Raw genomic sequence first — 4,890 nt, 5'->3', positions numbered from 1 at the left:
CAAACAGTAGTTTCACGGTGCCAACGGGACCGTTGCGGTGCTTGGTCACGATCACTTCAGTGATACCTCGGTCTGGGGTCTCCGGGTTGTAGTACTCGTCGCGGTAGATCATCAACACCAGATCGGCTCAAAACCGGCACCCCTGCCCGCGTTGATCGGCGCAGCATTGCGCTCGACCAATTGGAAGCACAACCAAGCGATGCCGCCGATCGCTTCTTTTCGTTTGACCCCATGGCCTGGGCCAGCGGCGAACAGATGAGCTGCCACATCACCCGCACCACAGCGGCAACGCATCAACTAATTAAAGACAACCTCCATCTCACTGCGATTTACGGCGGCATCATCGACAGCAAAGGCCCGCGCTATTGCCCCTCGATCGAAGACAAGATCGTGCGCTTTGCCGACAAAGACTCCCACCAAATTTTCCTGGAACCAGAGGGACGCGACACTCCAGAGATTTACGTGCAGGGCTTTTCTACGGGGTTGCCAGAAACGATCCAACTGGAACTGCTGCGCACCCTCCCAGGCTTGGAGCAATGCGTGATGCTTCGTCCGGCCTATTCCGTGGATTACGACTACCTTCCCGCCACCCAACTCAAACCCTCCCTGGAAACCAAACGGGTGCGGGGTCTGTTCAGTGCCGGGCAACTCAACGGCACCACTGGGTACGAGGAAGCCGCGGCCCAAGGCCTTGTCGCTGGGCTCAACGCCTCCCGCCTGATCGAAGGACAGGAGCCCGTGCACTTCCCGAGGGAAAGCAGCTACATCGGCACGATGATCGACGATCTGGTGAGCCAAGACTTACGCGAGCCGTACCGGGTCTTGACCAGCCGCAGTGAATACCGCCTGGTGTTGCGTGGTGATAACGCCGACCGTCGCCTCACCCCCCTGGGCCGTGAGCTTGGACTGATTGACGACCGGCGTTGGAAGCTGTTCAACGACAAGCTCCAGGCCATGGAGGACGAAAAGCAGCGCCTCGAAACAGTGCGCCTCAAGGTCAGCGACCCTGTCGCACCAAGCGTTGAGAAAGAAAGCGGAGCTCCGATTCGAGGCTCGATCACGCTCGCGGATCTCTTGCGTCGATCAGGCGTTCACAGCTCTGATCTTGTGCGACATGGCCTAGCCGATGCCAATCTTCCCCTTGCGGTGAGAGAGGGCGCGGAAATCGACATTAAATACAGCGGCTACCTGCAGCGCCAGCAACAACAGATCGATCAAGTCAAACGCCAAAGCCTGCGCAAACTTCCCGCCGATCTCGATTACGCCAGCATCGGCACCTTGTCACGAGAGGCGCGCGAAAAGCTCACTGCCATTCAACCCACCACTTTGGGCCAGGCCACACACATTCCTGGGGTTAGCCAAGCAGACCTCACGGCCCTGTTGCTTTGGCTGGAGCTTCAAAAACGCCGATCCCAAAAGAGAGAAGGTCTCGCCAGCAGCATCAACTCTCGATAACTTTGCCTCAACCAAAGGTTTGCAGTGCCCTCTCGCCTCTCCACATCCACGGCGTATTGGAATCTGCGCGCTGAACAGGTCATGGACCAGGTGTTCCAAGAAGCGGAACCCTCCCTGAAGGCCGTTGAGATTCAACTGGCACCGGCAACAGATCCAGCCAATCAGCCCGTTGCGGATCCTCTCCCAACAACGCCTCGCGGCACTCAGCCATGGCAGCAGCTCACCCTGATTGGCGTGACGCTCGGAGCCCTGCTCTGTAGTGCTTGGTGGGCACGCAGTTGGCAGCTGTCCGAGCAAGCCCTCTATCGCGAGCGCAATCTGGCTCTGACTGAGAAGCTCAAAGCAGGTGCCACCCCTACCTCCTCTGCTTCTGCGTCTCCCAAACCAGAGCAACCTGAGGTTGTTACGACCCTGCCCAGCCTTGAACCGCTCACGCTGCCGCTCAGTGCAGCGATTGCGCCTGTCACAGCCTTATCCGATGCCTCCCCATCCAACTCAGAGGCAAGTGCTGTAGCGCCAGCTCCGATGAGCAAGCCTGCTCTCGTGGGAGTTGTGCACGCTGAAGTGGGGGGATCGGCCATCTTCCAATTAGACAACCAATCGCTCTCCGCAACACCTGGCGACAGCATCGGCAACAGTGGCTGGTCATTGCTGAGCATTTCCAGCACAGGTGCCGTGATTGAACGCAACGGTGCACGCGAATCCCTCTCGATCGGAGGCGCTTTCTAAACAAAAAGATCCAATCAACGATCTGCCAATGTCCCCAATTCACTCAAAACAAACCACGCAGAAACCTACAAGCCCTCAATAGTTTTGGCTGAAAAGCAAACACAACAAAAGGGGAAGTGGTTCTTGAAAGAGTGCCTGTCAAAGGCACTATTAGCCACCCATAAGTTCTCGGATCGACTGTTTTAAAGCGTTGCATTCTCTCGAATGAGAGATACAACGAATTGATTACGCATGCCGCCATGCATCGACAGATATTCGCCGTATTGCTGTTCGCCATTCTTGCCAGCACCCAGGCCGATGCCAAGCCCCCACGGCCAAGGGATACGCCAATACTGACGAGCGTTTCCGACCTTGCACTTCTGGGGCCAAAAGTCAGACCGCTTCCTCAAAGCTTATGGCCAATCAGACGCGGAGAGACGATCAGACTCCAATATCCGCTTTCTTATCTTGCCCAGGAAGTGAGTCCTTACGGCTGGCGGTTTTCAGACCATCGAGATCAATGGCACTTACATACAGGACATGATTTGATCGCTCCCTCTGGAACAGGAGTCTTGGCTGCACTCTCTGGAAAAGCATTGTTAGTGCAACCCATTTCTGGGTACGGATTGACTGTCTTACTGGATCATGGCAATGGCTGGCAAACGCTTTACGCACATTTACTTAGCGCTCGCATCAGGCCCGGCCAACTCATCCACACCGGAGACCTACTCGGGAATGTAGGAAAAAGCGGCCACGCAAGCACCTCTCATCTCCATTTCGAACTCCGTCGATTCAAGAATGGACAGATCATGGCGATTGACCCTGCCCCACTTCTGAATCAAAACGCGTTGCGTTGAGTCACTGCCAACAATGAATGGCTGGCCAGATGTGCGTCAATGTACTCAAGAAGAGACAGCCAACCGGCGCCTAATTAGACATTTATAAATTTAGATCGGTAAATCAAAGTTTCGAAGCATTGCATTAAGCCTGAAAAAACTGGGACCTTGAGCATTCCTGCCGAGAACTTCATGAAGTTGAGTGAAATCAGTGCCGCAAAGGCGCCTGATGATTGATTCATGCAACACGTCTCAATATTGGAGCTCGAGATTCCATTTAGATTTTTTGGAGCGTTAGTCGTGGGTTCTGCCCTAATGATCATGGCTCGTTCTTTTAAAGAAGCTGCATTACTTGGCGGAACCTTTCTCTGCGGACTTGGCGCCCTTGAGCTAGCGCTTCGCTTCAGTGGTTACTGAACTGGTATCCATCGAAACCCCTCCTGAGCGGATCGCCTAGGCCCCTGCTGTTCTTCGCACAAGGAAAGGCTCGTTAGGGTGCGCCAGATTTCACTGATGCCGCAGGGTTTGCAACGCAAAGCTTCCAATATCAATCTCCCATCCGTCTCGGCGGGAGGTGCCTTGTGACATCACCTTCAAAGCAGGCATTGCCGTCTGGGCTCATACCTTCCCCCACTTGTTTATGGGAAGCACCTGCCGCAATGGTTGTGGCCGGGGATGACCCAGGGGAATTACCCGGCCCCTGGAGACTGATGCTCCTCGGAGACGGCAGTCCAACCCGTCACCTGCGCCTCCTCACAGGACACGCCGTGGCCGTGGAATTAATTGCCATGGCCACAGAAGTAGGGGGACTGGATTCGGTCGGCTGCCCAGGCGAAGTGCAAGAACTCACGCCTCCCTTGCTCCGCCGTCAAGTCTGGCTGAACTGTGGCGGGCGAACTGTGGCGTGGGCTGAAAGTTGGTGGAATCAGGACGAAGCCAACCAGCAGTTGCAAGACCGAAACCTGCCAATCTGGCTCAGCCTCACGCAGGGTCGCACTGAGCTCTTTCGCGAAGTGGATGGTTTAGCGCTCGTCCAAGAACCCTGGCTTGAAGACCGGTTTCGCTGCTCTGGACCGTTTTGGAGTCGCCACTATCGGTTTTTCCGTCAAGGACGGGAGCTCACAGTGATTCGTGAAGTGTTCAGCCCTGCCTTGGAACAATGGCTAGGAGCCACTCCACGCCAACCACTTCATCTTTCTAGATGAAGAAAGCTAGTGTTTTTACGAAATTCGTGCTTGCGATCTTGCCGTAGGTCATGCGATCGGGATCATGTCGCTAATTGCGGTGGTTTTATGACGACATCCCAATGGCTAACCCTGTCCGACCTTGGACGCAGCTTTGGGCTTTCAGCCAGACATTGCGGCCACGCTCTCGACCATGAAGGATGGCGCGACAGCAATGGACATCCAACGCCAGAAGCGATTGCAGCCGGTGCAGCCCAGCTCCACAACAACCATCACCACAGGCCCTCAAACCGCTGGAACGTGGACATCTGCTCCACCGTGATCTGCCCCCATGGCAATCACCCCATCAATCGCAGCGAACAGGTTGCGCAGTGGGTGACATTGCTCGAAGCCATGGAAGAAGGATCGGCCTCAGTCTCCACGAGCCTGGAGCAAATGGCCGAAGATCTGCCATTGGATCTGATCGAAGAGGTGAACCTTCAGCTCAGCGATCGAGGCTGTCGCTTTCAGGTCCAACGCTTCGTAGAGAGCTCTCCAGCCTCTAATCAACCCAACCTGAGTGCTTCAGCCTGACGTCGTGCCTTCTCGAGTTGCTCTTTCAGCAGGTCTTCATCGGTATGACTGAGGTTGGTGTGGATCAACCGGGCATGAGGCGCATGGCGACGCAAGCGCTCGATGACACGATCGGGCGTGGCCTCCCTCACTAA

The 4,890-nt window shown here is 55.6% G+C and carries 4 protein-coding genes and 3 pseudogenes; 5 read left to right on the top strand and 2 right to left on the bottom strand.

Annotated elements, in window-relative coordinates; translation table 11 throughout:
* Nucleotides 1–127: pseudogene (locus NCN04_RS07950) on the bottom strand (DnaB-like helicase C-terminal domain-containing protein); the annotation flags it as partial.
* Here NCN04_RS07950 and mnmG point away from each other — a divergent pair.
* The 5 genes and pseudogenes from mnmG to NCN04_RS07925 all read left to right on the top strand — a co-directional run.
* Nucleotides 118–1,455, top strand: a pseudogene (gene mnmG, locus NCN04_RS07945) (tRNA uridine-5-carboxymethylaminomethyl(34) synthesis enzyme MnmG); the annotation flags it as partial. The pseudogenes NCN04_RS07950 and mnmG overlap by 10 nt on opposite strands.
* Nucleotides 1,456–1,479: 24 nt before the next feature.
* A complete protein-coding gene (locus tag NCN04_RS07940; RefSeq protein WP_250395730.1) occupies nt 1,480–2,184 on the top strand; it encodes a DNA polymerase III subunit beta in 705 nt (234 codons plus the stop codon).
* 239 nt (nt 2,185–2,423) lie between these two features.
* Nucleotides 2,424–3,020 (top strand): M23 family metallopeptidase, encoded by a 597-nt coding sequence (locus NCN04_RS07935; protein WP_250395729.1) that lies wholly within the window; start codon nt 2,424–2,426, stop codon nt 3,018–3,020.
* A 599-nt stretch (nt 3,021–3,619) separates the two neighbouring features.
* Nucleotides 3,620–4,204 carry a chorismate lyase gene (locus NCN04_RS07930; protein WP_502988768.1) on the top strand — a complete coding sequence of 195 codons (585 nt, stop codon included), beginning with the start codon at nt 3,620–3,622 and terminating at the stop codon, nt 4,202–4,204.
* A gap of 87 nt (nt 4,205–4,291) precedes the next feature.
* A complete protein-coding gene (locus tag NCN04_RS07925; protein ID WP_250395727.1) occupies nt 4,292–4,756 on the top strand; it encodes a hypothetical protein in 465 nt (154 codons plus the stop codon).
* Here the strand turns inward: NCN04_RS07925 and NCN04_RS07920 are convergent.
* A pseudogene (locus NCN04_RS07920) lies at nt 4,729–4,890 on the bottom strand (DUF1269 domain-containing protein); the annotation flags it as partial. The gene NCN04_RS07925 and the pseudogene NCN04_RS07920 sit on opposite strands and share 28 nt — an antisense overlap.

It is taken from the genome of Synechococcus sp. MU1655, assembly GCF_023630655.1.
Lineage (GTDB): Bacteria > Cyanobacteriota > Cyanobacteriia > PCC-6307 > Cyanobiaceae > Synechococcus_C.
Note: the sequence above shows the minus strand (reverse complement) of the source record. Positions and strands in the feature narration are given on the sequence as shown.

What these genes read in the sequence shown, in the direction of transcription:
- NCN04_RS07935 (WP_250395729.1), top strand. Translation starts at nt 2,424, where the DNA reads ATGCATCGACAGATATTCGCCGTATTGCTGTTCGCCATTCTTGCCAGC.
- NCN04_RS07925 (WP_250395727.1), top strand. Translation starts at nt 4,292, where the DNA reads ATGACGACATCCCAATGGCTAACCCTGTCCGACCTTGGACGCAGCTTT.